The sequence below is a fragment of the Deltaproteobacteria bacterium genome (genome assembly GCA_009692615.1).
Lineage (GTDB): Bacteria > Desulfobacterota > Binatia > UBA9968 > UBA9968 > DP-20.
This window is the reverse complement of the sequence record SHYW01000013.1, coordinates 1-26,168: the sequence shown is the minus strand read 5'-3', so window position 1 is coordinate 26,168 and position 26,168 is coordinate 1. Positions and strand designations below refer to the sequence as shown.

27 protein-coding genes and 1 pseudogene are annotated in these 26,168 nt (G+C 56.4%); 17 read left to right on the top strand and 11 right to left on the bottom strand.

Annotation, left to right across the window (positions count from 1 at the left end):
• Window positions 1-2: 2 nt before the first annotated feature.
• The 14 genes and pseudogenes from EXR70_04855 (at window position 3) to EXR70_04790 (ending at window position 12,244) form a co-directional block, all read left to right on the top strand.
• Window positions 3-1,136 (top strand): extracellular solute-binding protein, encoded by a 1,134-nt coding sequence (locus EXR70_04855; GenBank protein ID MSP37800.1) that lies wholly within the window; start codon window positions 3-5, stop codon window positions 1,134-1,136.
• 77 nt (window positions 1,137-1,213) lie between these two features.
• Window positions 1,214-2,353 carry an extracellular solute-binding protein gene (locus EXR70_04850; protein MSP37799.1) on the top strand — a complete coding sequence of 380 codons (1,140 nt, stop codon included), beginning with the start codon at window positions 1,214-1,216 and terminating at the stop codon, window positions 2,351-2,353.
• 30 nt (window positions 2,354-2,383) lie between these two features.
• A complete protein-coding gene (locus EXR70_04845; GenBank protein MSP37798.1) occupies window positions 2,384-3,361 on the top strand; it encodes an ABC transporter substrate-binding protein in 978 nt (325 codons plus the stop codon).
• A 154-nt stretch (window positions 3,362-3,515) separates the two neighbouring features.
• Window positions 3,516-3,839 carry a nucleotidyltransferase domain-containing protein gene (locus EXR70_04840; protein MSP37797.1) on the top strand — a complete coding sequence of 108 codons (324 nt, stop codon included), beginning with the start codon at window positions 3,516-3,518 and terminating at the stop codon, window positions 3,837-3,839.
• Window positions 3,836-4,200 (top strand): annotated as a pseudogene (locus tag EXR70_04835) (hypothetical protein). Before EXR70_04840 ends, EXR70_04835 begins: the two are co-directional and overlap by 4 nt.
• Before the next feature lie 127 nt (window positions 4,201-4,327).
• Window positions 4,328-5,434: an extracellular solute-binding protein gene (locus EXR70_04830; GenBank protein MSP37796.1), complete on the top strand. Its 1,107-nt coding sequence runs from the start codon at window positions 4,328-4,330 to the stop codon at window positions 5,432-5,434.
• Window positions 5,435-5,634: 200 nt separating this feature from the next.
• Window positions 5,635-6,510, top strand: a complete 876-nt coding sequence (locus EXR70_04825) for a DMT family transporter (protein ID MSP37795.1) — start codon at window positions 5,635-5,637, stop codon at window positions 6,508-6,510.
• Window positions 6,511-6,648: 138 nt separating this feature from the next.
• Window positions 6,649-7,302, top strand: a complete 654-nt coding sequence (locus EXR70_04820; GenBank protein MSP37794.1) for a cyclase family protein — start codon at window positions 6,649-6,651, stop codon at window positions 7,300-7,302.
• Between the two features lie 119 nt (window positions 7,303-7,421).
• Window positions 7,422-8,279, top strand: coding sequence for a peptidase T (locus tag EXR70_04815; protein ID MSP37793.1), 858 nt, complete (start codon window positions 7,422-7,424; stop codon window positions 8,277-8,279).
• A 134-nt stretch (window positions 8,280-8,413) separates the two neighbouring features.
• Entirely contained in the window at window positions 8,414-9,481 is a 1,068-nt protein-coding gene (locus EXR70_04810; GenBank protein ID MSP37792.1) for a DUF2029 domain-containing protein, read from the top strand.
• 79 nt (window positions 9,482-9,560) lie between these two features.
• Window positions 9,561-10,514 carry an amidohydrolase gene (locus EXR70_04805; GenBank protein ID MSP37791.1) on the top strand — a complete coding sequence of 318 codons (954 nt, stop codon included), beginning with the start codon at window positions 9,561-9,563 and terminating at the stop codon, window positions 10,512-10,514.
• 18 nt (window positions 10,515-10,532) lie between these two features.
• Window positions 10,533-10,775 carry a hypothetical protein gene (locus EXR70_04800; GenBank protein MSP37790.1) on the top strand — a complete coding sequence of 81 codons (243 nt, stop codon included), beginning with the start codon at window positions 10,533-10,535 and terminating at the stop codon, window positions 10,773-10,775.
• A 24-nt stretch (window positions 10,776-10,799) separates the two neighbouring features.
• Complete coding sequence (locus EXR70_04795; protein MSP37789.1) at window positions 10,800-11,123, top strand: hypothetical protein; 324 nt, start codon at window positions 10,800-10,802, stop codon at window positions 11,121-11,123.
• Between the two features lie 155 nt (window positions 11,124-11,278).
• Complete coding sequence (locus tag EXR70_04790; GenBank protein ID MSP37788.1) at window positions 11,279-12,244, top strand: ABC transporter substrate-binding protein; 966 nt, start codon at window positions 11,279-11,281, stop codon at window positions 12,242-12,244.
• 40 nt (window positions 12,245-12,284) lie between these two features.
• On the opposite strand, the gene EXR70_04785 is transcribed toward EXR70_04790, so the two are convergent.
• Both EXR70_04785 and EXR70_04780 read right to left on the bottom strand, forming a co-directional pair.
• On the bottom strand, window positions 12,285-13,304 hold the full coding sequence (locus EXR70_04785) for an ABC transporter substrate-binding protein (GenBank protein ID MSP37787.1): 1,020 nt from the start codon (window positions 13,302-13,304) through the stop codon (window positions 12,285-12,287).
• Between the two features lie 2 nt (window positions 13,305-13,306).
• The gene (locus EXR70_04780; protein MSP37786.1) at window positions 13,307-14,332 is read right to left on the bottom strand and encodes an ABC transporter substrate-binding protein; all 1,026 of its coding nucleotides are present in this window, start codon (window positions 14,330-14,332) and stop codon (window positions 13,307-13,309) included.
• A gap of 234 nt (window positions 14,333-14,566) precedes the next feature.
• Between EXR70_04780 and EXR70_04775 the strand changes: the two genes are divergently transcribed.
• Both EXR70_04775 and EXR70_04770 read left to right on the top strand, forming a co-directional pair.
• Window positions 14,567-15,514, top strand: coding sequence for a hypothetical protein (locus EXR70_04775; protein MSP37785.1), 948 nt, complete (start codon window positions 14,567-14,569; stop codon window positions 15,512-15,514).
• Window positions 15,515-15,540: 26 nt separating this feature from the next.
• Window positions 15,541-16,512 carry an ABC transporter substrate-binding protein gene (locus tag EXR70_04770; protein ID MSP37784.1) on the top strand — a complete coding sequence of 324 codons (972 nt, stop codon included), beginning with the start codon at window positions 15,541-15,543 and terminating at the stop codon, window positions 16,510-16,512.
• A gap of 1 nt (window position 16,513) precedes the next feature.
• Here the strand turns inward: EXR70_04770 and EXR70_04765 are convergent, their stop codons facing one another.
• Window positions 16,514-16,738 carry a hypothetical protein gene (locus EXR70_04765; protein ID MSP37783.1) on the bottom strand — a complete coding sequence of 75 codons (225 nt, stop codon included), beginning with the start codon at window positions 16,736-16,738 and terminating at the stop codon, window positions 16,514-16,516.
• Between the two features lie 67 nt (window positions 16,739-16,805).
• Entirely contained in the window at window positions 16,806-17,876 is a 1,071-nt protein-coding gene (locus EXR70_04760) for a hypothetical protein (protein MSP37782.1), read from the bottom strand.
• A 91-nt stretch (window positions 17,877-17,967) separates the two neighbouring features.
• Here EXR70_04760 and EXR70_04755 point away from each other — a divergent pair, with 91 nt between their 5' ends.
• Window positions 17,968-18,672, top strand: coding sequence for a formylglycine-generating enzyme family protein (locus EXR70_04755; GenBank protein MSP37781.1), 705 nt, complete (start codon window positions 17,968-17,970; stop codon window positions 18,670-18,672).
• Between the two features lie 37 nt (window positions 18,673-18,709).
• Here the strand turns inward: EXR70_04755 and EXR70_04750 are convergent, their stop codons facing one another.
• From EXR70_04750 to EXR70_04720, 7 genes are all read right to left on the bottom strand, one after another.
• The gene (locus EXR70_04750; protein ID MSP37780.1) at window positions 18,710-19,687 is read right to left on the bottom strand and encodes an ABC transporter substrate-binding protein; all 978 of its coding nucleotides are present in this window, start codon (window positions 19,685-19,687) and stop codon (window positions 18,710-18,712) included.
• Window positions 19,688-19,773: 86 nt separating this feature from the next.
• A complete protein-coding gene (locus EXR70_04745) occupies window positions 19,774-20,541 on the bottom strand; it encodes a hypothetical protein (GenBank protein ID MSP37779.1) in 768 nt (255 codons plus the stop codon).
• A gap of 71 nt (window positions 20,542-20,612) precedes the next feature.
• On the bottom strand, window positions 20,613-21,596 hold the full coding sequence (locus EXR70_04740; protein ID MSP37778.1) for an amidohydrolase: 984 nt from the start codon (window positions 21,594-21,596) through the stop codon (window positions 20,613-20,615).
• A gap of 163 nt (window positions 21,597-21,759) precedes the next feature.
• A complete protein-coding gene (locus tag EXR70_04735) occupies window positions 21,760-22,602 on the bottom strand; it encodes an amidohydrolase (protein MSP37777.1) in 843 nt (280 codons plus the stop codon).
• Between the two features lie 66 nt (window positions 22,603-22,668).
• Window positions 22,669-23,256 (bottom strand): ORF6N domain-containing protein, encoded by a 588-nt coding sequence (locus EXR70_04730; GenBank protein MSP37776.1) that lies wholly within the window; start codon window positions 23,254-23,256, stop codon window positions 22,669-22,671.
• A 108-nt stretch (window positions 23,257-23,364) separates the two neighbouring features.
• Window positions 23,365-25,014 carry a (2,3-dihydroxybenzoyl)adenylate synthase gene (locus EXR70_04725; GenBank protein MSP37775.1) on the bottom strand — a complete coding sequence of 550 codons (1,650 nt, stop codon included), beginning with the start codon at window positions 25,012-25,014 and terminating at the stop codon, window positions 23,365-23,367.
• A 168-nt stretch (window positions 25,015-25,182) separates the two neighbouring features.
• Window positions 25,183-25,947, bottom strand: a complete 765-nt coding sequence (locus tag EXR70_04720; protein ID MSP37774.1) for an SDR family oxidoreductase — start codon at window positions 25,945-25,947, stop codon at window positions 25,183-25,185.
• Between the last annotated feature and the right edge of the window lie 221 nt (window positions 25,948-26,168).

The window sequence follows — 26,168 nt, the reverse complement described above, 5'->3', positions numbered from 1 at the left end:
CGATGAATAGCAGACGGCGTGAGTTTTCGTGGCTCGTGATCGTGTTCGTGACGATGATCGGTCAGGCGAAAACTTTTGCGGCAGCGGCAGAGTCTTGGAACGTTGAATGGGAGAAGACCCTGGCGGCGGCGAAGAAGGAAGGGGAGATTTCTTTTTACGGCAGTCAGGGCTACGAGAAAATCTTCGAAATTTTTCAAAAGCGCTATCCGGAGATTAAAGTTACCTCAAATACGATTCGCCAGGGCAGCGAGCATGGCCAGGCGGTGATGTTGGAGCGGCGCGCCGGCAAGTATATCGTCGATCTGTTCATCAACGGCGTGGTGACGCCGATTCAAATATTTCTCAAAGCCAATATTCTCGAACCGATCCGGCCGCAGCTGATTTTGCCGGAAGTGGTCGATGAGTCGAAATGGTGGAGCGGCAAGCATCATTACGCCGATCCGGAAGCGAAATATATTTTTGTCTTTCAGGGTAACGTGCACGGTGGCGAGAACGCCTACAATACCAAGTTAGTCAATCCCAAAGAGTTCAAGTCCTACTGGGATTTTCTCGACCTGAAGTGGAAAGGCAAGATCGTCGTCTACGATGTCAACCGGGTCAGCACCGTGGCGCACTCGCTGCGCTTCTTGTTCAATCATCCCGATCTCGGCGCCGAGTTTGTGCGGCGGTTTTTCAGCGAGATGGATTTGACCTACTCGCGCGATGCGCGGCAGATGAACGACTGGCTCGGCGCCGGTAAATTCCCGTTATCCTTCTTCGTCACCGACATCGAAGATGCGGCCAAGCAAGGATTGCCGGTGAAAGTTTTCGATCCCGGCCAGTTCAAAGAAGGCGCCTTTGTCGGCCCGTCCCAGGGCGGGATCACGTTATTCAAAAATGCGCCCCATCCCAACGCGACCAAAGTCGCGATCAACTGGCTCCTTTCGCGCGAAGGCCAGGACACCTATCAGAAAGTTTATGCCGAGCTGCACGACGTGCGCCAGTCGATGCGCGAAGATATTTCCATGGACGTGATTCCGCCGACTCAGCGGCGCTACAAAGGCGTGAAATATATTTACGCCGGCCGGCCGGAGTGGCTGGATATGGGCGCGGTGACCAAAGTGATTAAAGACGCGCAGGCGGCTTCGAAAAAATAATCGGGTAAGGGGTTAGGGGTGAGGAGTAAGGGGGCCGCCTCCCTTTCCCACCGCAAGATGATTTTTCGGGAGAACGAATGAAATTCGTCAAACAAATGTTTTTCGCTGTCGCCATCTACTTTTCTTTCGCCATGGCTGCGGCGCTTGCCGCGCAGAGCGACGCTTGGAAAGCTGACTGGGAGAAGACTGTGGAGGCGGCGAAGAAGGAAGGGCAGTTGTCGATTTACGGTAGTCCGGACTTTAAACCGCTTTACGGGGAGTTTCACAAAAAATATCCCGAGATAAAAATTACCGGTGTGTTTAGCCGTGGCGCGGATGTAGCGAAACGGTTGATGTCGGAACGGCGCGCGGACAAGTTTCTTGCCGATCTTTACTTGAATGGTCTCACGACCGGCTACAATGTTTTTTACAAAGCCAAGGCGCTCGATCCGATCCCGGCGGTGCTGGTGCTGCCGGAGGTGACCGATCTGTCGAAATGGTGGCAAAAGAAACATCACTACGTCGATCCGGAGAATAAATATCTGCTCAACTTGAACGGCGGCACGCGCATCGTCGTGGCCTACAACACCAAGCTGGTCAGTGCCAAAGAAGTGAAGTCGTACTGGGATCTGCTCAATCCAAAATGGAAAGGCAAGATCGTCGCCTACGATCCGACCCTGGGCGGCAGCGGCGATGCCATGCGGTTTTTTTACTACAGCAAAAGCCTCGGCCCGGAATTTATCCGGCGCATTTTGACTGAAACCGATATCGTCATCAGCACCGACACGCGCCAGATGGGCGACTGGCTGGCCGGCGGCAAGTTCGCGATCTCGATTTTCGCGCCGGTGGGACGGATGGATATCGACGTCATGCAGACCCAAGGATTGCCGGTCAATTGGTTCGATCCCGATCATTTGAAAGAAGGCGCGTACATCACGGCGGGATCGGGCGGCGCGGCGCTGATCAACAAAGCACCGCATCCCAACGCGGCGAAGCTCGGGCTCAACTGGCTGCTCTCGCGCGAAGGACAGATCGCCTATCAACGAATTTTCACGACGGGGGAAGAAGGGCCGGACTCGTTGCGCGTCGATATTCCCAAAGACAAAGTGCCGCGCGGCAACCGCCGGCCCGAAGGCACCGATGAGAACCGCTATCCCTTCGTCGATCGCGCCGAATGGATGGACCAGGCACCGATCACCAAGTTCGTCAAAGAAGTGTTGGAGCAGAGAAGGAAATAATTTTAGATTTTGGATTGTCGGAGAAGACCGATGAAAAAAAAGACCGTCATTTCTCTACTATCGATCATAATTCTGGCTTCCGTCCATCTCGCCGACGCGCAGCAGCGGGGAAAGATCCCCAGACTCGGGATTCTTGAGCCGGGTTCTACTTCGAGCGTCTGCACCGCTGGGTTCCGACAAGGGTTGCGGGAATTGGACTATGTGGATGGGCGGAACATCCTCATCGAATCTCGCTACGGCGAGGCGAAGCCCGAGCGGCTCCGTGAGGTCGCTGCCCAGCTAGTCCGAAGCGCGCCCGATGTCATTTGGACGCACTCGCCTCCGGCCGTCCTTACGGCTAAACAGGCGACCGCGACGATTCCCATCGTCGTCGGAGTCTCCATCGATCTAGTTGAACAGGGGATCGTGTTCAGCTTGGCGCATCCTGGCGGTAATATCACAGGGATGGAGTTGCGCGACACCGAGATCATCGAAAAACGGCTAGAGATTCTAAAGGAAGCGCTACCCAAGGCTTCCCGTGTGGCGGTTCTAGTTAACTCCAACGATCCTGGCCACGCCATTATCCCCAAAAATATCGAACCGGAAGCTCGCGCATTGAAGGTGCGGCTTCAGCGCGTGGAGGCGAGCGCTCCCGACGCCTTCGCCAAGGCTTTCGTTGCCATGGTCCAAGGCCGCACCGACGCGCTTTTGATCCCGGAAGGTTCCATGTTTTCCCAAAACCGACAGCGCCTCCTTGAGCTGGCAATAAGCAAGCGCCTGCCGACCGCGGCGGGTGGATCGCATTTTGCCGACGCCGGAAGCTTGCTGTCTTACGGCGCCAACGTGGGCGATCTGTGCCGGCGCTCCGCGACCGTCGTCGACAAGATCCTGAAAGGCAGAAAGCCGACTGAACTACCGGTGGAACGGGCTCAGAAGTTCGAGTTTGTCGTCAATTTGAAAACGGCGAAGCAGATCGGCGTGACGGTTCCGCCGAATGTGTTGGTGCGGGCGGACAGAGTCATTCGATAGGCGAGAGGCGTGAGACTATTAGGATCGAGATCCTTCGCAGGAGTTTATCCTGAGTGAGTCGAAGGGCTCAGGACAGGTTTTGGCTGATCGAAATTAGCGATTGACAGCCATCCGGGCATAGGTAAACTAAGAAACCTTGAAGGTAAAAAGACAGATGGTGCGCGAAGCTCTTGGTAGCCAAACCGACGTTGCTCGTCCGCTTGAAATCGCGCGCGAGGTCGCGAGACTTGCGAGATCGCTTTTCGGCGAGAGCACGGAGGTGATCTGGTTTGGCTCTTGGCCCCGGCGCAAAGCGTTGGCTCACTCGGACATCGATCTGGCGATCTCGATCGGAACTCCTATTGCACCAGAGCGTATGGCTCTGTTGCACGATGCCGTGGATGATATCGCGACGCTTTACCAGATCGACCTTGTGGATCTTAGCTCGGCCGGTGCCGGCTTGCGTGAGGAAGTTCTTAAATACGGAGAACGTCTGTGACCACGCGCCGCCAAGCGTTAACTTCGGCGATCACCCGGTTGCGCGACGTGTTGGCGCAGCCGGAAAACGATGTGAGTCGCGACGCGGCCATCCAGCGGTTTGAGTTCTGTTTCGAACTGGCTTGGAAAGCAATTCAAGAGCGGCCAGGGACGAGGGCCTAGATTGCCAGTCTCCCAAGAGTTGCTTGACGCTGGCATTCAAAGCCTCTTGGGTCGTGGACGAACGGGACTGGCTGGCGATGTTAGCCGATCGCAATCAAACCTCGCACACCTACGACGAGGAGCTGGCCAAGGCAGTTTATGGGCGGCTGCGCCGTTACCTTCCACTCCTCGAAGCCCTTGCCAATAAGCTTGCCCTGTAGGGGTAGTATCTCGATCGCGCCGCACCGCGCACCCACTTGACGGATCGGTCCAACGGTTCTGCCGACGGTGCTGACGCGGGCGGGTGAGGTGATTAAATGAGGCAACAGGCATCAGCCTGGAAAAAGAATGAATAGCAAAGTCCTTATCCTTGTGATGGTCGGCCTTGTTTTGGTGTTTGTGTCTGCTGCGCATGCGGCAGACGCGCCGCGGTGGAAAGGAGAATGGCAAAAGACCATCGAAGAGGCGAGGAAAGAAGGGCAGGTTTCGCTCTACGGCGGGCAGGAGATTACCCATCCGGATATTATCGCGGCGTTCAACAGAGAGTTTCCATTCATCAAAATCACTTCCGCGAGTGGACGCGCCGCCGACATGATGACCCGGATCGTCGCGGAGCGGCGGGCGGATAAGTATCTCGCTGACTTGACGGCCAGCGGGCCCAACGGGCCGCGCATGCTCTATCTCAACAAGATTCTCGATCCCATCGCGTCGACATTTATACTTCCCGAAGTCACGGATACGTCGAAGTGGTACGGCGGCAAACATTGGTACGCCGATCCGGAGAACAAATATATTTTCATGTTCGAAGGCACCATCGTGACCACCGGGCTGTCCTACAACACCAAGCTGATGAATCCGGACGAGATCAAGTCGTACTGGGATTTATTGCAGCCGAAATGGAAGGGAAAACTGCTCGGCCAAGACCCGCGCGGCGCGGCATTGTTGACGCCGGTGTTGATTCTTTATCATCGTCCGGGACTCGGCACCGATTTCGTGCGGCGGCTTTATACGGAAACCGACATCACGCTATTCCGAGACCGCCGACAGGGGACCAATTGGCTCGCGACCGGAAAGTTTCCGCTGTGTCATTTGTGCCGGGAGATCGACAAAGCCGCGAAGCAAGGGCTGCCGGTCGAAGACATTCCTCCGGAGAAATTGAAAGAAGGCGGAACCATCGGTGGCGGCGGCAGCAGTGTCTTGGCGCTGATCAACCGCGCGCCGCATCCGAATGCTGCCAAGCTGTTCATCAACTGGTATCTGTCGCGCGAAGGCCAGAGCGTTTGGCAGAAAGTGATGAACGTGAAGGAAGTGGAAGCGTCGGATTCGATGCGCATCGATATTTCGAAAGACGATGTCTTGACGGATGGGAAACGCGCCGCAGGGCGGGAGTATCAGGTGATTGGATTTCTCGATCCGGAACCGGTGCAGAAACTGTTGCAGGAAATTCTGAAATAAGAAATTAGCCGCAAAGGGCCTAGCGCGGCACAGCCGCAACCAAATAAGAAAGAGAACTTTCCCCACGAAGGACACGAAGAGCACAAAGTTCGGAGTTTAAATTATCCGAACCCTTCGTGTCCTTCGTGATCTTCGTGGTGAGGACGGACTTTCTCACTTAGCTGTCGCGATTACGCTTCGGTTTAGGATCTTGCTTTGACATGACTTCCGACGCGACGGCGCAAATTCTTGCTCTCATCACTTCGGTCTTCTACGCCTCGGCGCTGGTTTCGGCGCGGGCGGGGATGCGCTATTCGACGCCGACCACCGTCACGTTGGTGTCGATTCTCATGCAGAACGTTCTCTTGTGGAGCGCGGTTTTCGTCACCGGCGGGGTTCATGCGGTGCCGTTGACGGCGATCGCGCTGTTCACGCTGGTGGGTATCTTTCAGTTGGGCGTGCGGCTGTTTGCTTATACCGGCGTGGAAAAGATCGGCGCATCGCGCAGCGCGACGCTGCAATCGGTGAGCCCGCTGATCAGCGCCACCCTCGCGGTAACAATTCTCGGCGAGCAGACTTCGGCGCTGATCGTGCTCGGCACGATTCTCGTGGTTATCGGCATCGTGCTGGTTTCTTGGAAACCCGAACGGCAGGTGGCGAGCTTTCGTCGTTGGCATTTGCTGCTGCCCATTGGCGCGGCGTGCCTCACCGGTATGAATCATCCGATCCGCCGCTACGTGCTGACGATGGCCCATGAGCCGCTGTTTTTCTCGGCGCTGATGGGTTTGGTGTCGTTGGGCGGCTTTCTGATTTATCTCGCGCTGTCGCCGCGCTCCCAACGGTTGGTGTGGGATCGCGGCGCGCTGTGGCCTTTTTTGATTACTGGATTATCCGAGACAGTGTCGATTCTCTGTATCATCACGGCGATCAGTATGGGACGTGTCGTCATCGTCGCGCCGATCGCCGCGAGCTACCCGATCTGGTCGCTGGTCTTCGCGGGGATTTTTCTCCGCGATGTCGAAGCGGTCAACTGGAAAATTGTCGCCGGCATCGTCAGCGTGGTCGCGGGAAATTTCGCGATTCATTTGGGCCGATGATTCGCTGTAGGGGCCGGTCGCGATCGGCCTTAGCTCTGCTTCGGAATGTTCACCGCAAAGGACGCAAAATCGGAATTAGACTTGTAGGGGCAAGGCGTGCCTTGCCCTTCGGCTGCTTGTCAGTAATCATCAGCTCGCATAAGATCGATTGACGGAGGTGATGCTGTGAAACTCTATGATATTTCTTTGACGCTTTCGCCGGAATCGATTCGCTGGGTGACGGCGCAGCCGTTGGAACTGATCGGGCGCAAACGCATAAGCAAGGGCGACACCAACAATTCGTCGTCGATTCATACCAGCGTTCATGCCGGCACTCATGTCGACGCGCCGTTTCATTTCTTGCCCGACGGCATCACCATCGAAGCGCTGCCGCTGGAAACCTTCATCGGTCCGGCGCGCGTGTGCGCCGCCGAGCCCGGCACGCATATCACCGCCGCCGATGTCGCCAAGGCGAATCTCATTGGTGAGACGCGGGTGTTGTTCAAGACGCGCAATTCGCAGTTGCTAAAAAAAGGCGTGTACGATGCGAGCTTCGCGCCGTTTTCTGTCGACGGTGCCAAGGCGCTGGTCGATCTGGGTGTGAAGTTAGTGGGATTGGATTATCTTTCCGCCGCCGGTGCCAACGAGCAAGTGGCGGTGCATCGCGCCTTTCTCGATCACGGCGTGATCTTGCTCGAAGGCGTCGATCTCTCCGAAGTGCCGCCGGGGCGCTACGAATTATTTTGTCCGCCGGTGAAGCTCGCCGGCTCCGACGGCGCGCCGTGCCGGGCGGTGCTGCGAGAGCTTGCGTAAGTGAAGCAGCGAAGAATTATTCACCACGAAGGGCACGAAGTTCGGAATATTAATTATCCGAAACCTTCGTGTCCTTCGTGGTGAGATCGCATTTTCTTATCGAGCTGGAAGAAACAGGCATGGCATCATTTCAACCTTCGATCATTGTCCACGGCGGCGCTGGGCCGATTAAAGACGATAGTCTCGTCGCGCGGCTCAACGGCTGCAAAGCGGCGGCGTTGGCCGGCTGGAAAATTCTTGTCGCTGGAGGCACTGCGCTTGATGCCGCCGAAGCGGCGGTGGTTGTGCTCGAAGACAATCCGCTGTTCAACGCCGGCACCGGGTCGACGCTAAACAGTCTTGGCAACGTCGAGATGGACGCGGCGATCATGGAAGGACAATCGCTTCGAGCGGGAGCGGTGGCGGCTGTTTCTGGAATTAAGAATCCGATCAAGCTGGCGCGCCGCGTTTTAGAGGACGGCCGTCATGTCATGCTGGCGGGGGCCGGCGCATTGCGATTCGCGCGCGGGATCGGGTTTCCTGAATGCGATCCCGATGCCTTGATTGTCGCAAGTGAGAAGATTCGCTGGGACGCCAAGCACGGCACGGTGGGCTGCGTCGCCTTCGATGCCGGCGGCAAGCTTGCAGTGGCGACGTCAACCGGTGGGATCTTCAACAAACTGCCCGGCCGTGTCGGCGATTCGCCGTTGATCGGTTGCGGCACTTATGCGGATAATTATGGCGCGGCGTCGTGCACCGGTTACGGCGAAGCGATCATGCGCTTGGTGCTGGCGAAAACCGCGGTGGATTTTTTGCGCAATGGTAACGATGCGCAGAATGCCGCCGTTCATGTGATCGCCGAACTTGCGGCGAAGCTAAGCAGCACCGGCGGTATTATTCTGATCGATAGCTCAGGCAAGATCGGTTTCGCGCGCAACACCACGCATATGCCGGTATGCGCGATCACCGCCGACACGGCGATTGTGGTGGAGAGCTAAGGCGCATGCTCGCTTGGCTCATAGCGAAACGCATTTTCGTTTACGCCTTGGTATTATCTGCGCTGACCAACCTAGTCATCGTTGCCGCTTAAGTTCACGTTCCGAGCTTCCGTGAAACTCCCGGCGCCGATTTCGTGCAGTTCTACTCGGCGGCACTATTAGCGCGCGATCATCCCGAAAAACTTTACGACGCCGCGGCGCAACGCGAATTGCAAAAACAGTTCAGCCCCGGCGCGCGCCGCGGCGTGCACTGGCCGTATCTGCACGCGCCCTTCTTTACGATTCTTTTAATGCTGCTCAGCGCACTTTCTTATGCTGGGGCTTATTGGCTGTGGGCCGCGTTCACTGTCGTTCTCAGTTGTCTATCGGTGCTGTCGATCGTTCGTCTCGATCCGGCGCGGCTACCATCGCTGCGCGTGGACTTGGCCGTCATCTACGCGGCGCCGGTGCTCTACTGGCTGATATCCACGGGGCAAACGACGGCGGTTGTGCTTTTTCTTTGGGCTCTCGCCTTTGTTCTGATCAAGCGCGAGCGGCTTTACTGGGCAGGATTTGTCCTGGGCTTTCTCTCCTACCGGGCGCAATACTTAATGGTGCTGTTGCCGCTGCTGGCGCTAAGAAAAATGTGGGCCGGCCTCCTCGGCATCGCTAGTTCTTGCCTGCTGCTGATCGTCGCCGGCGGTTGGCTGTTCTCTTTCGGCTCTTACCCGGCGTACATCGAAGCGGTCGCCGAACAGTCACGCCGCATCGTCACCTTGACGCAACCGTTGTCGCACTACATCACGCTGTACGGATTTTTCCGCTCGCTCTTGCCGCACTTAGCTGCGATCGTTGCGACCCTGTCGATATCGCTATTGGTGATTTATTGGTTGTGGCGAGTTTGTCGACAATCGGTGCCGACAACATCTAATGCCTTCGATTTCCAGTGGGCGATGCTGATGACCGCCACGTTGCTGCTCATGCATCACGGCTTCGTTTACGACCTGCTGCTGCTGGCGGTGCCGATCTTGTTGCTCTATCCGTACAGCGACGAACTCTCATCTTATTATAAGATATCGCTGTTGCTGCTTTACTTCATTCCCTACTTCTTGCTGATCTTTCCCGGTAGCTTGCCGATCAACCCGATTCAGCCGTTGCTGATGTTAATATGTTGGGAAATCTATCGCCTTTACACCAGCGAGTTGGTGCAGCTGTCCGGTTAGCGGAACATGTGACGAAGGATGCCAAGTTGTGGTACACCTTGGTCTCTTTGAACAATTCACTGCTTGCGGGAGATCCTCTGTGGTTATAGACTTTGAACATCACTACATTCCCGCCGAACTCGGCCGGCGCATGGGCATGGATCCCAATCGCAAGGATGCAGTGCGGACCGGCGATGCTTCGATTCATTCGCAGCTTTTCGATTTGTCGGCGCAGATCGCCGACATGGACCGCGCCGGTATCGATGTCGCGGTGCAGAGCTGCATTCTCGGCTGGGATACGACGCTGGAAAACTGCCAGCTGCTCAACGATTGCACGGCGCGGGCGCAGACAGATTTTCCCGGCCGCTTCGTCGGCTTGGCGCATGTGCCGCCGTTGGGCGGCGATGCGGCGCTCGCCGAGTTTGAGCGGGCGATCACTGAATTGAACTTGAAAGGCGTGACGATCTCGTCGCAGGTGAACGGCCTGTCGTTGGATGCCAAGGAGTTTCAGCCGTTCTATTCACTGGCGGCGAAATTGGGTGCAACTATTTTCGTTCATCCGGCATTGGGGCCCAAGGGCTACGACCTGATGAAGGATTATATGCTGCCAGTGATTCTTACGCGAGAATTCGATCTCGGCGTGGCAGTGACGCGGCTGATCGCCGGCGGCGTGGTCGAACGCTTTGCCGATTTAAATTTTGTCTTCGCCCACTTCGGCGGCGGTTTGGCGGGTTACAAAGAGCGCATCTCGCGCTCGTCGTATCGTTTCAAGTTGCCCAAGTCGTTCGACGATTATTTCGAACGGCTCTACTTCGACATGGCCGGCTTCGAGGGCAGCGCTATCGCGCTGCGCTGCGCGTTGGAAGTCATCAAACCGGAGCGGCTGGTTTTCGCCACGGACTATCCGCAAAATTTCAACGCCAGCGATCCTAAACAAGGTAAGAACATCGATGGTGTGGGCGAGTATATTGCGCTGATTCGTAGCCTGGCGCTGGATGCAAAATTGAAAGAAGCCATGCTCGGCGGCACCGCGGCGAAGCTGCTGAAAATATAGTTCAATCGGAGGTCGCATATGTTGAGAATCAAAGGTGCGTCGAAAGAAACCGCGCCCAAAGAAGTTCAAGAGGTATTCGCGTCGCAGGAGAAACAATACGGTACGATTTTAAACACGGCGAAAGTCTACGGTCTGCGGCCGACGATTCAAAAAGGCGTGCAGGCGCTGCAAGCCGGCATTGTCGCTTCGGGCTTGATCGGCGCCGAGCTGCGCCATCTACTGTGCATGAAAGCGGCGAGCATCAACGGTTGCCCCTATTGACTGGACATCAACGCATCCAGTGGGATGCAACAGGGCGCGTCGGCGGAGAAAGTGGCGGCGGCGCTGGGCGCTTACAAGAAGAGCGCGCTGTTTTCATTACGCGAAAAATTGGCGTTGGAACTGTGCGAACGCATGACTTACACCAACAAGCGCGTGACCGAGCGATTTTTCAACCGGCTTAAGAAACAGTTTAGCGAAGAAGAGCTAGTCGAGCTGGCGGCGGTCATCGCGCTGGAAAATTTTCGCAGTAAGTTCAACCCGGTCTTCGCCGTCGAAGCCCATGGCTTTTGTCCGGTGCCGGCGGTGCAGCAAGTCGCCGCGGCGGCGACAAGCAGGTTCCATGAGTGACGCGAGCTGGTATTGGCCGCAAGCAAAGACGAACGGAAGTGTTCACCACGAAGGACACGAAGGTCGGATTTGTATTCATCCGAACCCTTCGTGTCCTTCGTGATCTTCGTGGTGAGTCAAATCTTCACATTGTGCGCGAGAGGTTAGGTGAGACGATGTACGCACGGACAGTAATTCACAATGCGGTGGTCATTCTCGGTTTGATGCTGGCGCTGCAATCGGCCCACGCCGCTTCCGCGCCCATGAAGGCGACGATCCATGTGCCGTCGAAGAGTTTGTCGATCATGCCGTACTACTTCGGCAAGGATAAGGGCTTCTTCGCGGCCGAGCAGATCGAGCCCCAGTTGGTGATGATGTCGCCACCGACGGCGATCGCGGCGATCGTCGGCGGCGAGCTGGATTTTTCCACGACCACGGGGGCGGCCACGTCGGCGATCATGCGCGGCTTGCCGATCAGGCGGATATTCTATGTTCAGCAGGATCCGGTTCATGTGCTGCTGGCGCAGCCGGAGATTAAGTCGATTCAAGATTTAATCGGTAAAGCGGTCGGTGTCACCGCATTGACCGACGCCGTGGGTATGTCAGCGAACGTGATTCTGCGCGCCCATGGGATCGAGGCGGGCAAGGTGACGCTGTTGGCGATGCTGGTCACCGACAACGCGATCAAGTCGCTAACAAGCAAAAGAATTGCCGCGACTTTGCTGGCGCCGCCGTATGTCGAAGAGCTGGAAGCCAAAGGCTATGTGAAGTTGGCGGAGGCGAGGACGTACGCGCCGTTGAGTTTCATCGGCTTGGTCAGTTCCATCGACACGATGAAAAAGAGCCCGCAGAAAGTCTACGGCATGATCGCGGCACTGCACCGGACCATGACCTATATTCTCAATCCGGCCAATCGCAGCGAAGTGGTTCAGTATGTTTCCAGTTATCACAAGCTCGATCTGGCGCTGGCTGAAAAGGCCTTCACCGCGCAAATGCTCGGCTACAGCAAAGACGGCACGAAGCCGCGCGCGGCGGTGGAAAAGGAGATCGAGATTTATCGCGAGACTCTGAAGATCACGAAGACGTTTACGCCGGATGATTTGGAAGATATGAGTTTGTTGCGCAAGGTGCAGGGGAGGTGAGCGTTGGTGCTAGCTTTTAAATGGAAATCGCCGCGCAAAGTTACCGCCGATAATTTTCACTGCCCCAAATCTCTTTCAAGAAACCGCTCTTCTCCAGATTATTCACAAAGCCGTTGTCGTAAATCTCTTCGGCTTTTCTTCTGACTGTCGTGCCGCCTTCGCGGGCGATGTCGACGGCTTCAGCGACGGCTTTGCTCGGTACCAACAATGTTCGATCGAGGATTTCTCTGGCGTACATGTCGTAGGCGGATTGGAGCGCGGCTTGGTCGTTGGTGCGCATCGCTTTGGCGACCGATGCTTTGGCTTTGTCGGGATTTTTTTCGACGAAGTAGACGATCTCGGCGAGAGCGGCGACCACGCGCTGGACGATGTCGGGCCGTTCGCGGAGCATCTTATAATTGGTATGGAGCGAGCTGTAGATGAACGGCAGATTCAAATCGATCAGGCGGTAGAGCACGTTGTAGCCTTCGTTCTTGGCGCGGACATCTAAGGGCGGCGTGATGATGACGCCGTGAACGATGCCCGCCGCCATCGCTTGATAACGCTCGCCTTGGCTACCGCCGATGGGGCGCATGATGACTTCGTCCGCCGCCAAGCCCAATTTTTTCACCACCGCGCGCGACAGCCGGTCGCTCAAGTCGCCCGCCCTGGCAATGCCGAGAGCTTTGCCTCTGAGATCTTCGGGGCGGCGGATTTCTTTGCGCGTGACCAGCACGTAAGGCAGCTTTACCAACGGCGAGGCGACGATTTTTGCGTCGATGCCCGCGGCTAGACCGGGAATCAACGCGTCGGAGGCGCAGTAGGAAAATTGCACGTCATCATTGGCGAGCGCCGAGAGATTGGGACCGCTGCCGCGGATAAATATATTTTCAAACTTGACGCCGTATTTTTCGAACAAGCCGTTGTCGAGGGCGGTGTAGAGATGGATGAAGCCGCCGGAGACGGCGCAGGTGGAAACTCGCATGGCAAGAGTGCGCTCGCCGGGTTTGGGCAGATAGGGGTTGGCGAAGGCGTTGGCGCTAAAGATAACCAGCAGCAACGGCAATATTTTTATTTTCATATTCACCGCCGGTAGTTTTCGTTGCCCCAAAGCTCTTTTAAGAAGCCGCTCTTTTCGAGATTGTTGACGTAACTGTTGTCGAACAGCTCTTCGGCTTTCTTTCTGACGATGGTGCCAGTTTCGCGGGCGATGTCCACCGCTTCGATGACCGATTTTCCCGGCACGATCATGGTACGATCGACGATCTCTTTGGCATAGACGTTGTAGGAGGATTGCAATGCTTCATCATCCTTCACGCGCATGGCTTTGGCGATGGCGGCTTTGGCGCGCTCGGGATTTTTTTCGACGAAGTGAACCGTCTCGGCCAGAGCTGCGACCATGCGTTGGACGGTTTCTTGGCGCTCGCGGAGCATTTTATAGTTGGTGATCAGCGAGCTGTAGATGAACGGAATCTCCAAGTCGATCAAGCGATAGATGATGTTGAAGCCGTCGAGTTTGGCGCGAATATCCAATGGCGGCGTGACCAGGATCGCTTGGACGACGTTGCCGAGCATGGCTTGATAACGTTCCGATTGGCTGCCGCCGATGGGGCGGATGGTCACTTCATCGGTGGTAAGGCCAAATTTTCTTACCACTTGCCGCGACAGCCGCGCGCTCAAATCGCCGGGGCGAGTGACGCCGATAGATTTTCCTTTCAAATCTTCGGGACGGCGGATCTCCTTGCGCGCGATCATGACGTAAGGAAGTTTGACCAGCGGCGAGGCGATCAGTTTGGCGTCGACGCCGGCCGCCATTCCAGGCAGACTGCCATCGGCCGCGCCGTAATTGAATTGCAGCTCGTCGCCGGCCAACGCGGCGAGGGCCGGCGATTGGCCGCGGATGTAGACGTGCTCGATCTTCAAGCCGTACTTTTCGAAAATGCCGTTGTCGAGACCGGTGTAGAGGTGGACGAAGCCGCCGGTGACCGCCGAGGTGCCGACGCGAAGATTCACCGGCCGGTCGCCGGGCTTGGGCAGGTAGTGATTGGCCGAAGCCGTGGTTGCGATTAACAAGAGCAGAAGAGTGGCGCGAATGGATAACTGCATCATGATTGAGCCGACTCTAGGTCAAGTCTCGGCGGCTTGTAAAGCAAAAATTACTCAAACTTATCTTGACCTGTTGGAGTCGGCTGGCTTATTTATAGTTGACTGTGAAAGCGGAGATCGTAGAGTTCGGATTCGGATGAATGGCCGCAAAAAGCGCAAAGGGCGCAAAAAAAGAATTGGAAATATGGGGGCGGGTTTAGAAACCTCCCTCGGTTGGTCAATTTCACGGAGAAGCGCATGAGAAAAAAAATCGGACTTGTGGGATTGGCGTTGTCGATGTTGATGTTCGTGCCGGCGTCGCAGGCGCAGACGCAGAAGATTCGTATTTCATTGTCGAGCCGCAGTAATACCAACGCGAGTTACTATGTCGCCCAGGCGCGCGGGATGTTTCGCGATGAAGGGTTGGATGTGGAATTTATTCAGATCAATCCGCGGCTGGGCGCGATGGCGGTGCTCAACGGCGATGTCACGTTCACGACTTCGTTTGTCAGCACCTTTCGCGGTGTGGTGCAGGGATTGCCGATGAAGACGGTTTTCATCTTGCTGAAGAAAGGTCTGTACTATTTGATGGTGCGGCCCGAGGTGATCAAAGACGTGCAAGAACTGAAGGGTAAGAAGCTTGGCGTGACGGCGATCAATGGCGGCGACCACATCATCGGCCGCGAATTGCTGCGCATGAAGGGGATCGATCCCAACTCTGTCCAAGCCATTGCCGTGGGCGATCCGTCGCTGCGATTTCAAGCGGTAGTTACCGGCATCGTTCAAGCGGTGTCGGTGCCGCCGCCCTACGATGTGCAGTTGCAAAATTTGGGACTGAAAGCAGTCTCCGGTCCGCCCGAGATCGGCGTGCCGTCGTCCGGACTTTTCGCCGCCGACAAGGTGATCAAGGAGAATCCCCAAGTGCTGCGCAAAGCGATTCGCGCTTTATTGCGCGCCAATCGTTTTCTCGAAGCCAATCGCGAAGAAACGATCCGCATCATGTCCCAGTTCGTGCCGCAGAAATTGGAACTGGCGGCGCGCTCCTACGATATCGAGCTCAAGACTCTCGCCAAAGACGGCACTATGACCGACGCCGAGATCGAAGGGCAAATGGAACGGCTCGCCGACAAGAAACGGCCCCTCGATGAAGTGCGCGATTTTTCCTTCGCGCGGGCGGCGTGGAAGGAATTGGAAGCGGGAAAGTAGGAACATTGCAGAAGGGAGAACTGAGAATGGAAAATCGCCGGATCGGAATTCGAAGCTGCTTTTCGATGTTGCTTGCAGTTGTCGTTGCCATTGCCGCTATCAATGGGATCGCTCAGGCGCAGATGCAGAAAGTGCGCATTTCGTTTTCGAGTCGCAGTAACACCAGTGTGCCGTACTACGTCGCGGTGAGTAAAGGGTTCTTTCGCGACGAAGGCATGGACGTGGAGATCATTCAGGCCAATCCGCGCTTGGGTGTGATGGCGTTGATGAATGGGGATGTATCTTTCACCGGCACCTTTGTCAGCACGGTGCGCGGAATACTTTCCGGATTTTCGATGAAGATCGTGCTTGTCGCTTTCAAAAAGGGTGTTTATTATTTGATCGCGCATCCGAGCATAAAGGACGTGCAAGATCTCAAGGGCAAGAAGCTTGGCGTATCGAGTCTTCGTGGTTCTGATCATCTAGTCGCGGAGGAGTTGCTTCGTTCCAAAGGGCTGAATCCGGCGCTGATGCAACCGGTGGTACTCGGCGATACTTCGGTGCGCTTGCAGTCGGTCATCACCGGCGCGGTGGAAGTGACGACGCTGTCGCCGCCCCACGACTTGATGGCGCAAAAGGCCGGTGGCAAAGTTCTCGCCGGGCCGCCGGAGATCGGCATGCCGGCCTCGGGGATGATTACCTCGGACCGATTGATCAAGGAGAATCCAAATTTCGTCCGGCGCGGCGTGCGGGCGATTTTGCGCGCCAACCGTTTTATCGACGAGAACCGCGCCGAAACGATTAAAGTCCTGTTGCAATGGGTCAAGCAAACCCCGGAGATCGCCGCGCGCTCCTATGATGTCGAACTTAAATCGATTCAGCGCGACGGCACCATGACCGACGCCGAGATCGAAAGTTTTATAGATCGGCTGGGCAACGACAAGAAACGGACGCTGGATGACGTGCGTGATTTTTCCCTGGCAAGGCAGGTGTGGAAAGATCTGGAGGCGAGCAAATAATTCAAATCGATTGGTTACTCGTTGCCGCAATTTTCCGGCGCCCGCGCCAGCCGCGCAGGCCGATGCCGAGAAACATGCCGCCGCTGACGAGGAAGCCGAGGGCCGGTTTCAGCTTGGGATTGGCGAGCAGGTTAGGTTCTTGCAACACTTCGATGATGGCGACAAGCGCGCCGGCGAGAAATATGATCGCGAGAACGAGTGCGGTGTAGATGACGAAGGGCTTCATGAATCTGTCGCGGGTGGGAAGAAGGGCGTATGCAATACGCCCCTACCATAGGATTCAAAGCGGACGATCACTCTGATAATTTTTTTACCCGCTCGATGACGTCTTTGGGTTGGCCCATGACGTCGCGCAGCTGGGCTTCGACTTCGGCGCCGGTTAAAATTTCTAAATCCATTTTCGCTTTCTTGGCTTCTTCGACCACCGCCGGATCTTTGAATGTTTTCACATAAACTTCCCGCAGAAGTGTGACGCGGTCCGGCGGCGTGCCCGGCGTAGTCATCATCGGTCGTCCAATCGTTGCCGATACCAATAAAACTTTGGCGACGTTGCGCGGCAGCGCCGGAGTTTTCTTTTTCTCCATCAGTTCCACCAGCGTCGGCGCGTCGGCGATACGCGGATCTTTTTTCGCGCCGGTCTGAACGATGTGGCGGTCGAAGCCGCTCTTATGCCAGGAAAAATAAGGTTCGCGGGCGAAGTGCGTGGTGATACCGGTGCCGCGGCATTGGATTTCGCCTTTCTCCAAAGCCAGATCGATTTCGACGCCGCCGGGGTAGCCGCGCACTTCGTGGAATTTAGCGCCGATGGTGTCGTTCAAAATATTCATCATGATCGTCGTCAGGTCGGAGGTTCCCGTCGAGCCGCACTTGGGAACTTCCTTGGCGGCGAGTATGTCTTCGATGGATTTCCACGGCGCGTCAGCTTTCATGTAGAGCACCAGATCGCGTTGGTCGACGCTGCCGAGCCAGGCGAATTTGGCGACATCGAAGGTGGCCTCTTTGCGGCCGAGCATCTGGTCGAGATAGATGCCGCTGCCGGGCATGGCTAACGTGAGGCCATCCGGTTTGGCGACGCCGTAAACATAATTGGTTGCGCTCAGCGAGCCGGCGCCGGGCATGTTTTGCACGATGACGGTTGGATTGCCGGGAATGTATTTGCCCATGTGGCGCGCCAACAAGCGCGCGTACTGATCGTACAAGCCGCCGGAGGTGAAGCCGACGATGATGCGGATGGTTTTGTCTTTGTAAAACGGCGCGGCTTGGGCGCGCGACTCAGATGCGCAGAGCAACCATCCGAAAAATCCGACTACGGTCAGAATAAAGCCATTCATCAGCTTGCGCGATGGTCTCACTTGCGTCGTCATCGATTCCTCCGTTACAGTGCAACAAACTTATTTATACGGCAGATTGCAACTTCGGCGCAATCGCCGTTAAGCGACTTGCGAACTTCTCGACATGCAACCAAACGTCAATCCAGAGTTCGTCGTGATTCCCGATGGCGATTTTCTCATGGGCAGCGAAGCCGGCCAGGAAAACGAACGGCCGGTACATCGTGTCTGGCTCTGTAGCTTCGCCATCGGCAAATTTCCGGTGACCAATCGTGAATTCAAAGTCTTTGTCGCGGCCACTGGCGCAAGCGCGCCGCCATTTCATGCCGAGCCGATGTTCGCCGATGCCGAACTGCCGGTGGTCGGAGTCACTTGGGATGAAGCGGCGTCCTACTGTCAGTGGTTGAGCGAACGCAGCGGCAAAATTTGTCGTTTGCCGACGGAAGCCGAATGGGAGCGCGCCGCGCGCGGCGGACGGGACGGCGGGCTTTTTCCGTGGGGCGATACATCTCCAGAGCAGCGGCCCTATGCCGGATTCGATCCACTGACCGGCGGGCCGGCGCGGGTTGGTGTCAACGACGCTAACGGTTTCGGACTTTACGACATGAGCGAAGGCGTGCACGAGTGGTGCGGCGATTTTTATGATTACCGTTATTATCTCCACTCGGAGGAACGAAATCCCCAGGGCCCAACATCGGGAACTAGGCGCGCGTCGCGCGGCGGCTCCTGGCGTCATCAGATCAAATTCGCCCGCTGCGCCGCGCGCAGTTCGTTGCCGCCGAGTTTTCGCTATGCTGATTATGGCTTTCGCGTCGCGATGGAATTGACGTGATCGTGTTCGTGGCCGGATCTGATCACCAACACGATTTCTACTTCGCCGCGACCGGTAGAAATCCTGAATCGACAAACGTCTCCCAAGGTTTTCTTTCTGGAATTAAATTATCCAACGCCAGCAGGCGGATCATTTCATTCAATCCCACCGGATCGATCAACGCTTCGCCGCGGTAGGAGCGGTTTTCCGGCACCATGAATTTGAACGTGCGCGCGGCGACGGTTTCGTCGATCTTTAACCGATCCATCAAAACTCTCACGCCTTCCCGTTCGTTGGCGGGATCGTTCAACCAGCGCATGGATTGGCCGATGGCGCGCATGAAGCGCTGCAACACCGGACGCATTTGCGTCAGCGATTTGTTCGACGCGAAGTAGGAGCCGTACTGAATGCTCTTGATGTCGTCGGAGTAGTTGAGCAGCACCCGTTTGCCCATGTCGATGGAGAGAAAATTGTAGGGCGGCGCTTCGGCGAGGGAGGCGGCGACTTGACCGGAGGCGAGGGCTTGGAATCTTTCCGGACTGCCGCCTACGGAAAGAATCGTGTACGCCGACGGCGGGATGCCTTGGCGCTGCATAACGTCTTTGAAGATCGTCGTGGTGATGCTGGCGATGCCGGCGCCGGCGATTTTTTGGCCTTTCAAATCGGTTAGAGTTTTGAACTGCGGCTGGCTGATGATTTGGTAGGCGTAGCCGTAGGTCGAGCCGCCGATGACTTTCAAATCGCCGCCGCGCGCCGCGGCGATGAGGCCGAAGTGGCTTCCCGATTTAGCTAAATCGACAGTGCCGGCAAGCAACGCTTTGACCACCAGGTCGGGCTGCATGTAGGTGGCTTCGAACTCGATGTTTTCCTTGGCGAAGAAACCTTTGGCTACGGCAACGATCTGATCGAGATCGAAGGCGGTGATGTTGGTCGAGCTCATGGTCACGCGGTCGGCGGCGATGGCGGCGGAGGGAAACGCGATCGCCGCGACGATGAGAATGATATGCTTAAAACGATTCATTGGTTTTCTTTCCATCGTTTGTTCCACCACGAAGACACGAAGGTATCGGAAAGTTAGACATTCGAACTTTGTGCTCTTCGTGCCTTCGTGGTGAAAAAAGATTACGGCCGCTTTTGGTTCGCCAGCAAACAACCCCAGCCTTGTATCGGCGGAATAATGCCGGGGCGTACTAAATCATGCCATACTTCGGCGCTCATGTTGGTGAAGGTAGGCTTGGCGAATTCCTCTTCGATCGTCGGAATGGCGTGCAGAGACATCGCCGCGCCGCCGGCAACGAAAATCGCTTCGGCTTGCGGCGCTTGGCTTACGGCTTCACGGCCAACGTCAACCGCGGCCTGCAAACCTTCTTCCAGGGTCATGCCGAAGGCTTCGGCTGCCCATTGATTGCGCTTGGTGGTGTGCACGACTTCGATCTCGGCTTCGGCAAAATAGCAAATCATAGCGTCGTTGACTGGGTCGGCCCAGCGGCTGCCGATGCTGAGCTTTTTCAGACCTAAATGTTTCATCGCGGCGATGGCCGCTTCCAGCGGCGCGTCGGCGTTAATGCCGGTTTTCTCTTTCACCTGGCGCAGCAATTCGAGCACTCGGGGCCGAGTCAAAGCAGCCGAGATCGGCGCGCCGCTGAAAATAATCAGGTCGACTTTTTCTTTGGCGAGGCGCTCGACGCAGGGCCAAAAATTCTTGATCGCCTTCTCGACCGCGTCCTTGGTGTAATTTTCCAATCCAAGTCCGGTGGCAACCTCCATGAAGTCCAAAGGTACGAGGTGGTAGAGCTGGTAGCAGGCGCCGCGCATGGGGTCTTCGTGGGCGCGCGGATGGATCGCGCCGTAGCGGAAACGGGGCATGAGTTTTTTGATGTAGTCGGCCATAGGTCACCTCGTGTGGTTTGTTCGTTGTTAATAATACGGGCGACCGCCGGTCGCCCCTACAGTTCGCGGATTTAGATTTTCAGTTTCAGTAGTTCAATGACATTTCCCCCGAGAATTTTCTCTTTCTCGCGTATGGGGATGTTCATCGCTTCGATGCTCGGCACGGCGGCGGGCAGGTCGCCGATGATCAACGGAAAATCGCTGCCCAGCACCATTCGACTGGCGCCGTAAAATTCGTAGGCCATGGCCAAGGCCGGTTGATAAAACGACACCGTGTCGCAGTAAAGCTCGCGGAGATATTCGCTGGTCGGCTTTTTGGTTTTGATGCCGCAGGTGGGATCGAAGTAGCCGCGGTCGATTCTGCCGGCGAGAAAAGGAATCCCTGCGCCGAGGTGCGAGATGACGAAATTCAATTCGGGAAAGCGCTCGAGTATTCCGGAATAAGCCAGCCGCGTCGCCGACAGCACGACGTCGAATTCGAAACCGAGAATGATCGCCAAGCGCCACTCCTGCATCACTTGCGCGCCCAGCGGTGTGGTCGGGTGGATAAAGATCGGCACGCCGAGTTCTTGGGCGCGCGCGTAAATCGGCAGGAGAAAATCGCCGTCGAGCATTTTGCCGGCGACGTTGGAGAGCATGCACAATCCCTTCATGCCGAGATCCAACACGGCGCGGTCGAGTTCTTTTAACGCCAGCTTGGTGTCGATCAGCGGCAGCATGGCGACGCCTTGAAAATGTTTCGGCGACTTGCGCATGGCTTTGGCGATGCCGTCGTTGATCGCCCGGCTCATGTCGGCGCTTTCCTCCGGCGAAAAGCGGTCGACGCCGGGATGGGGCGAGGAGAGAACTTGCATGTCGACGCGGTTCTCGGTAATCCGCTCGACGCGGGTGTCGATGTCGAAAAAGTCCGGCGTGATCGGTCCGGCTTTGGCGCCCATGCTCAAAATCCACCGTTGTCCTTTGGCGTCGGTCTCGATACGGACATCGCCCTGGGAGGCTTCGAGTTTCTTTAAATAGTCTTCAGGATAGAAGTGGGCATGGAAGTCGATGTTCATTACAGTTGTCTCCTTCAGTCCGTCGGATTTTCTCACCACGAAGGCACGAAGGTTTCGGGGACGGGCGGGTTTGAAACCCGCCCCTACAGTTCCGAAATCTTTTTTGCGCCCTATGCGTTCTCCGCGGCCATTCTTTTCTGCAATTCGTTGCGGCCTCGCGAGACTACAAGCCGAGGATTCGCTCGGCGTTGCCGTGAAAGATTTTTTCCAATAGGTCGTCCGAGTAACCGAGTTCGTGCCACTCTTTGAAAAGGCGATCGTAAGGGAGGCTCGGGTAATCGCTGCCGAACATGATTTTGTCCTTGAGCCGGCTTCTGATGTCGCGCTTGAGCGCGTCGGAAAAATACTGCGGCGCCCAGCCCGATAGCTCCCATGAAACATTGCCCTTGTGCAACGCCACGGCGATCATTTCTTCGGTCCACGGCCAGCCGGGATGGGCGGCGACGATATTCAAATTGGGAAAGTCGGCGGCGAGCTGATCGATGGCGGACGGGTGCGCATGGCGAATCACCGCGCCCAAGCCGCCGGGCATGCCCGCGCCCATGCCGGTGGTGCCGACGTCGATCATGACGGGAACTTTCAGTTCGTTGATGGTCTCCCACAGCGGGTAGAGCTTGCGGTCGTCGACGGAGAAATGACCCATGATCGGATGGAAGTGAAAGCCGAGTAGCTTCAACTCATGGATAGCCTTTTTCGCTTCTGCGATAGCAGCTTCTCCCTTCAGCGGATCGACGGCGCCCCAAGCTTGGCGAATCACGCCCGGATGGCGGTCGCGCATCTGCGCGACATATTCATTGGTGCAGGGCGGCGCGCCGGTGACCGATTCGATGTCGAAGGCGACCAGCAGCGCTTCAACTTGAACTTTTTTAAATTCTTCGATGACCTCGGATTCGCTCTTCCATGTCCAGGCACGGTTCCAATATTTCGCCAGCGCTTCGACGTAGGGCCCCTGGGATTTGATCCAGGGTTCGGTGTTGGGATAGCAGTGCAGGTCGATGATTCTCATGGGGTTTACATTTTCAGCGTCGAGGCCTGTTCGGTTTTCATGCTTTATTCTCAATCCAGTTTTCTATTATGGCTTCGTCGTCGGTTGGCAATTTTGACTTCTCAGATTAATGTCGCACCTTCCGTATTTTGCAGCTCGTTCCTTCACGAGAAATCCGATCTTTCGTTTCTTCGGCTCCGGTGGGGTCATCAATTGGCGAATCGCGTCAAAAACCATCTTGAATTGAGCGTCGTATTTTCCCTCTAGGGCCTCAAGTTTTCTTGCTAGGTCTTTATGCGTGGCCACTATCTCTCGGAGCCGAACAAAAGCCCGCATGATCTCGATGTTGACCCGCACCGCTCTCCTGCTTCTTAACACCGTGGAGAGCATGGCGACGCCTTGCTCGGTAAACGCATAAGGCAGGTATTTAGAATGCTCGCCACGTTTTATGGTGCCAAATTGGCGCCTTAAAGAATCATATTCTTGTTTTGATAGTTCGAACATGAAGTCTTTTGGGAATCGGTCGATATTTCTCCTCACCTGCCTTTTTATTTGTTTCACCTCGACTTCGTAAAGGTCCGCCAGATCGTAATCCAGCATGACTTTTTCTCCCCGGATGAGCAGGATCGAACGTACCAGCCGTTCGCTTGGAATAAAGGTTAACGTCTCGGCCATAAGATTGGCGCCGATTCTATTTGAAGCTGATAGACAAAGGCAACAGGCAGTGGAGGCAAAAGCGAATACAAAAATCCGCCCCGGAGTAGTAGCGGATCATAACAAAAATTAGTTTGCGCCTTCTTCCTTCAGTTTCAACGAAATTCTTTCCGTCAAATCTTTTTTCGATACCTTGCCGAACGGCGAGAGCGGAAAATCGTCGACTATCTCCAAGCGCTCTGGCAGTTTGTGCTTAGCGATCTCTTCATTCATGAGGAACGCGACGAGTTGCGGCAACGTCAGCGCGCTGCCGGTGCGCAGGATCGCATAAGCGCACATGCGCTCGCCGAGAATCGGATCGGGCATGGGCACGCAGGCGACGTTTTGCACCGCGGGATGGGTGAGAATGAGATTTTCGATTTCCTCGGCGCTGATTTTTTCGCCGCCGCGGTTGATCAGATCTTTCTTGCGGCCTTCGACCATGTAATTCCCCGACGGATGGCGCCGCATCAGATCGCCGGAGCGGTAAAAGCCGTCGGTGGTAAACGCGCGCGCATTATACTCCGGCACGCCGAAATAGCCGCGCAATGTGTAGGGCCCGCGGGCGAGCAACTCGCCGATTTCGCCCGGCGCCACTTCATTATCGTCATCGTCGACCAGCCGCACTTCATCGTCGGGACTCACCGGCCGGCCGACGGTTTCCATTCGCACATCTTCAGGATCGTCGAAGCGAACGAACATCAGCATGCCTTCGGCCATGCCGAAATTTTCCTGGACGAAAACGCTTGGAATCAATTCTTTAGTCCGCCGGCGCACCTCTGGCTGAAGTCGTTGGCCGCCACTCTGAATGACGCGCAGGGAAGAAAGATCGTATTTCGCGATCGCCGGATCGTTGATCAAACGAATCAGCAGCGCCGGCACCACCGCCATATGGCTCACCCGGTGGCGCTCGATCAGAGCAAAGATGTCTTCGCCGCGCGTGGAGCTGCCGAGCACGACCTTGGCGCCGTGGAGAAAATATCCTTGCAGTCCCGGACAGGCGAGCGGCAGATTGTGCGCCAGCGGCAACACGCTGAGCATGACGCTATCGGGTCCGACGCCGGTCACCGCGGCGGCCATTTTGGAATTATAAATATAGTCGTTGTGCGAACGGGGAATGAGCTTGGGAATTCCCGTCGTGCCGCCCGAGAGCTGGAATGCCGCGGGATCTTCGGGGTCGATGGTGATGCTTGGCAGTTCATTTGGCGAACGCTGGCTTGGCCGCTCCAGCAGTTCGGTCAATGACAAGTAGCCCTGCGGCGCGTCGCCCAGAATAATTCCCACGCGCAAAGTCTTGCTCGCTGGGCGAATGCGCCGCACCAGCTCGCGGTAGTCGAAGTCTTTGGTGGTGTCGGGTGTGGCGCAGGCGACGGCGCCGGACAGTTCGACAAACTGACTCATCTCGCGGAAACGATGGGTCGGCAGCGCCATGATCGGGATGGCGCCGATTTTTTGCAGCGCGAAGTAGAGATAGACGAACTCGACGACGTTGGGTAGCTGCACGACGACGCGGTCGAGGGGCTTCAGTCCTTCGGCGAGGAGATTGAGCGCAAGGCGAGTCGAACGTTCATCGAGTTGCGCGTAAGTGACGGGTTGATCGCGGTCGATGACCGCGACGCGATCGGCGTGGCGGGCGAACAACTCCTCAAACGTGTCGCGCAACGAGCGATCTTCCCAATAGCCTTGGGCGCGGTAGCGCGCGGCGAATTCGGCGGGGAAACGGACGACACCGTCAAGCATCTCTTCCTCGCTGCGCTCGGAATTCCATATTCCACATTCCAAATTTCAAATTTCTGAATTGAATGCCGAGGTGTACCAAATGTAATTCCGTCGCGCGCATTGTCATATCGTCGGCTTTATTGAATTTAGAATCTGTAATTTGGAATATGGAGTCCGTGATCCTTCGGATCACGTGGTGCTCGCGAAGCCGCCGTCGACGATTATAATCTCGCCGGTGACAAAACGGTTGTGCAGGATCAAGCTCAGCATGCTGTCGGCGACATCGTCTTCGGTGCAGCAGCGCTGGAGCGGCGTGTATTTCGCTCGGCGCGCCATTAATCCTTGGTAATTTTCCGCCAGCGTGCGCTTCATCCAGTCGCCTTCGATCCATCCCGGCGCGACGGCGTTGACGCGGATTTGCGGCCCCAGCGCGTTGGCCAGAGTTTTCGTCAGATTGGCCACCGCCGCTTTGCTCGCGGCGTAGGGCAGCGGCTGGGCGCTCGGTCGGAGGCCAGCGATGCTGCAGGTGTTGACGATGCAGCCGTTGGGCGATTTTTTCAGCAGCGGCGCCGCCGCCCGGGTAACCAGAAATAAACCGAGCACGTTGACGTTGAATACGCGGTTCCAGTCTTCTACTTTCATCGCGTCAAAATTTTTCGGCTCGACATCCACCGTGGTGCCGGCGTTGTTGATCAGCACGTCGAGACGGGCGAATTCTTTTTCCGTCGCCGCCAGCATGGCGCGTACGCCGGCGTCATCGCTGACATCGCAGCGCTGGAGTAGCGTGCGCGCGCCGGCCGCCTCGCATTGCGCCGCGGTGAGCTTGGCCGCGTCTTCGCTGCGGCTGAAATTGACGACGACATCGTAGCCGTTTTTCGCCAGCGCGACGGCGGCGCTGCGGCCGATCCCCGTGGCCGCGCCGGTTATCAGGGCGACAGGTTTTTCGTTAGTCATGACGGCTTTGCTTGTAGCAAATAAGCTGAAGCGCCGTCAATGCGCTAGTGGCTTGACTGTTGTAGCAAAGTGATTATGTCAGGGTGGAAGGATGACAACCCTGACAATGAAAGACGAGAAACGACTAGACGTAATTCAACGAGTATATCGCAGCGAGATCACCGTGGTTGAGGCCGCACGGGTGATGGGAGTGAGCGAACGGCAATGTTACCGGGTCAAAG